Here is a 3,743-nt window from a genome sequence, read left to right on the forward strand (position 1 = left end):
AGAATTTCTCCAATGCGGGCGGCTGGAGCATGGCTTTCTACGGGTTCGCTGCGAGTCTTGCCACGCCGAGCACCTGGTCGCTTTCAGCTGTAAGCGTCGCGGTTTCTGCCCGAGCTGTGGGGCGCGGCGGATGGCCGAAAGTGCCGCCTTGCTGGTTGATGAAGTACTGCCTGAACAACCCATGCGTCAGTGGGTGTTGAGCTTCCCGTTTCAGCTGCGTTTCCTGTTTGCCAGCCGGCCCGAGATCATGGGGTGGGTGCTGGGCATCGTTTACCGCGTCATTGCCACGCACCTGGTCAAGAAAGCGGGCCATACCCACCAAGTGGCCAAGACGGGCGCGGTCACCCTGATCCAGCGTTTTGGATCGGCGCTCAATCTGAATGTTCACTTCCACATGCTGTTTCTCGACGGTGTGTATGTCGAGCAATCCCACGGCTCAGCGCGTTTCCGCTGGGTCAAGGCGCCGACCAGCCCAGAGCTCACCCAGCTGACGCACACCATCGCCCACCGGGTGGGTCGCTATCTGGAACGGCAAGGCCTGCTGGAACGGGATGTCGAAAACAGCTATCTGGCCTCGGATGCGGTGGATGACGACCCGATGACACCCCTGCTGGGGCACTCGATCACTTACCGTATCGCTGTCGGTTCACAGGCGGGGCGAAAGGTGTTCACTTTGCAAACTCTGCCGACCAGTGGTGATCCGTTCGGTGACGGGATTGGCAAGGTAGCCGGGTCCAGCCTGCACGCCGGCGTGGCGGCCAGGGCCGATGAACGCAAGAAGCTCGAACGGCTGTGCCGGTACATCAGCCGCCCGGCGGTATCCGAGAAGCGGCTGTCGTTAACACGAGGCGGCAACGTGCGCTACCAGCTCAAGACGCCGTACCGGGACGGCACCACGCACGTCATTTTCGAACCATTGGATTTCATTGCAAGGCTGGCCGCCCTGGTACCGAAGCCCAGAGTCAACCTAACCCGCTTCCACGGGGTGTTCGCACCCAACAGTCGGCACCGGGCGTTGGTCACGCCGGCAAAACGGGGCAGGGGCAACAAGGTCAGGGTGGCTGATGAACCGGCAACACCAGCACAACGGCGAGCGTCGATGACATGGGCGCAACGGCTCAAGCGTGTTTTCAATATCGACATCGAGACCTGCAGCGGCTGCGGCGGCGCCATGAAAGTCATCGCCTGCATTGAAGACCCTATAGTGATCAAGCAGATCCTTGATCACCTGAAGCACAAAGCCGAAACCAGCGGGACCAGGGCGTTACCCGAAAGCCGGGCGCCACCGGCTGAGCTGCTCCTGGGTCTGTTTGACTGACGAGCCTGAAGGCCAACGATACCAATCAAAATGCTGCGTTCACAGCGCCGCGGCAGGGATCCGCCGTGCTGGTTGTCGGAAAAGGAGCCGCTAGTGGGAAAGAGGAGGGTAAATTTTCAGCGTTGCTGGCTCCCCGTCAGCCGGATTGGGTTGCATCGCAGGGGTGTCGAAAGAGTCAACTGCGGTCCAAAGCTGTTGGACTTGGGTGAAAAGGGCGTTTATTCTTCCTATACGTTGTCGGCAGCGGGCCAAAAAGGAATACGTCCATGCCCATCGAGGTGAAACCGGCTGTGAGCGCGGGTTCAAGCATATAGCCCGACAGGCGCGTATCCTTGCCGATCACGACACGATGGCGGTGGTCACCGCGACGAAAGACACGGCCAGCCGCCATGCCGACGCGCAAGGCGGTTTCCGCCGTCATCGCGCCTTCGTTGGCTTTGCCACGAATACCGTCTGTGCCGAAATATTTGCGCACCATAAGGTCGATTATCCTGTCGTCGGGTCGCCCTCAAAGGGGACATGCCTGCTGAACCGCGAATATAGAGAAATATCCCGAATGTGCAGTTAACGAATTCTTGCGGTTTCTTTCAGCGCCGCCAATACCGCCAGCCCGTCGCGCAAGGGGCGCGGCTCGTGTGTGCGGATGAAGTCAGCTCCACCTGCGGCGGCGGCAAGCTCTGCAGCGAGTGTCGCGGCCCCGACATCCCCCGGACCACGGCCTGTGAGCGCGCGCAGAAAGGATTTGCGCGAAACAGACAGAAGCACCGGCAAATCGAAGCGCAGCCGCAATTCATCGAACCGCGCCAGCACCGAGAGCGAGGTTTCGGGAGCAGCCCCCAGAAAAAACCCCATGCCGGGATCAAGGACAAGGCGGTTGCGTTTGATACCGGCACCCGTCAGCGCCGCGATGCGCGCGTCAAAGAACGCCGCAATGTGATCCATGATGTCGCCAGCGGGTGCCTCGCGCCGATCTGCCTGCCCGTCTTGCACCGAATGCATAACGACGAGTTTGGCAGATGATTTCGCCAATTGCGGATAGAACGCAGCGTCTGGAAAACCGCGAATATCATTGAGATAGGCCACACCACGCGACAAGGCATAGGCTTGCGTCGCGGGTTGATAACTGTCGAGCGAGACGGGAATGCCATCTGCCTTGAGCGCGTCCAGCACCGGCGCGATACGCGCGATTTCTGTGTCGGACGAAACAGGCGCGGCGTCGGGATTGCTGGATGCCGGACCGAGGTCGATCACATCTGCCCCCTCGGCCATCAGCTTACGCGCCTGCGCAATGGCTGCGTCTGGCGCCAGATACCGGCCTCCATCGGAGAAACTGTCCGAGGTTATGTTGACGATGCCGAAAATGATGAGCGATTTATTCATGGGGGCTTCTATAATAATAATAATCGAGCATGAGTCTCATACGGATGCTCGGGTCGAAAGGGAATCCCCAGGCGAGTAACCTGTTTGCGGTGATCCATTAGCTGCAGGAGCAGAATAGCATACATCTGGAAGCAAAGCCAGGAAAGCGGCCTATGGAGCTGTGCGGCAGCGCTCAGTAGGCAATTTTTCAAAATATTGTTAAGCCTTTTCTGAGCATGGTATTTTTCATGGTATTACCAATTAGCAGGAAAATAAGCCATTGAATATAAAAGATAAAAATGTCTTGTTTACAATAGAGTGGGGAATATATAAGGTGTACATGTCTTGTTCTACTGAGTACAACGTGATGAAGTCAGTCGTATATGAAAACTTGCCATTTTCGCTCTCTAGCTTGATTTGTTGGTGTTTAACGAGCTTGAGTGGTGAAATGCAGTCACCGCCATAGATCGCAACTGTGCCACGCTCTTTGTACAGCTTAATGAGTTTTTTGGTGCATTTTAACGGCTTGCCGTGTTTGTCCAATTTTGGTTGGTTGCGAACAAAGATGTTATAGCGAAGATTCGAGTCACCAAGCATCCCGCTTGTTGTTTCACTGATGGTCAATTGGCGTTTAGACTTCTTATAAAACTCTAATAAGCGTTGCTGTAAATTGAACCGTGAAACACCGCATTCGATGTCAAAATCTAGACCTTTAAAAGCGTTTTTATTACTGTTGTTTCCAAAGTAACAAACTGCATCGTTAAACATTTGCGTTAAGTTTGCAAAAATTAAGAGAAAGTCGTTTTGTGGGTACGGACGTTTTTGATACATGCACCCAAACTCACTGTCTGACAACTTATAAAAATAGGTGCGAACGCCAGTATAACTGCAAAGTGAATCATAAATGCGTGTGCCTTTAATTTGAATCTGAGTAACATAGCTAGATGAAAATTCAGGGGTAGCCCAAAGCATAGGTGTTTTTGAGTAATAAAGTTAAATACTAGGTAATAAATAATCATACTTAGTAATAAAGTTTCATACGAATTTTCAAAATAAAGAAAATATA

At 54.2% G+C, this 3,743-nt stretch carries 4 protein-coding genes; 1 reads left to right on the forward strand and 3 read right to left on the reverse strand.

The features are described 5' to 3' along the window. Positions 1-1,318, forward strand: a 1,318-nt coding sequence (locus tag EXE29_RS17045; protein ID WP_171406286.1) for an IS91-like element ISCR2 family transposase, incomplete at its 5' end; no start/stop codon positions are given. Between the two features lie 175 nt (positions 1,319-1,493). On the opposite strand, the gene EXE29_RS17055 is transcribed toward EXE29_RS17045, so the two are convergent. The 3 genes from EXE29_RS17055 to EXE29_RS17070 all read right to left on the reverse strand — a co-directional run bounded on the left by EXE29_RS17055 (position 1,494) and on the right by EXE29_RS17070 (position 3,649). Next, positions 1,494-1,796 carry a phosphoglucosamine mutase gene (locus tag EXE29_RS17055; protein ID WP_000251875.1) on the reverse strand — a complete coding sequence of 101 codons (303 nt, stop codon included), beginning with the start codon at positions 1,794-1,796 and terminating at the stop codon, positions 1,494-1,496. 86 nt (positions 1,797-1,882) lie between these two features. Beyond that, the gene (gene sul2 / locus EXE29_RS17060; RefSeq protein ID WP_001043260.1) at positions 1,883-2,698 is read right to left on the reverse strand and encodes a sulfonamide-resistant dihydropteroate synthase Sul2; all 816 of its coding nucleotides are present in this window, start codon (positions 2,696-2,698) and stop codon (positions 1,883-1,885) included. Between the two features lie 240 nt (positions 2,699-2,938). Then, a complete protein-coding gene (locus EXE29_RS17070; protein WP_228198837.1) occupies positions 2,939-3,649 on the reverse strand; it encodes a hypothetical protein in 711 nt (236 codons plus the stop codon). Positions 3,650-3,743 lie beyond the last annotated feature (94 nt).

It is taken from the genome of Acinetobacter sp. WCHAc060006, from assembly GCF_004209135.1.
Lineage (GTDB): Bacteria > Pseudomonadota > Gammaproteobacteria > Pseudomonadales > Moraxellaceae > Acinetobacter > Acinetobacter cumulans.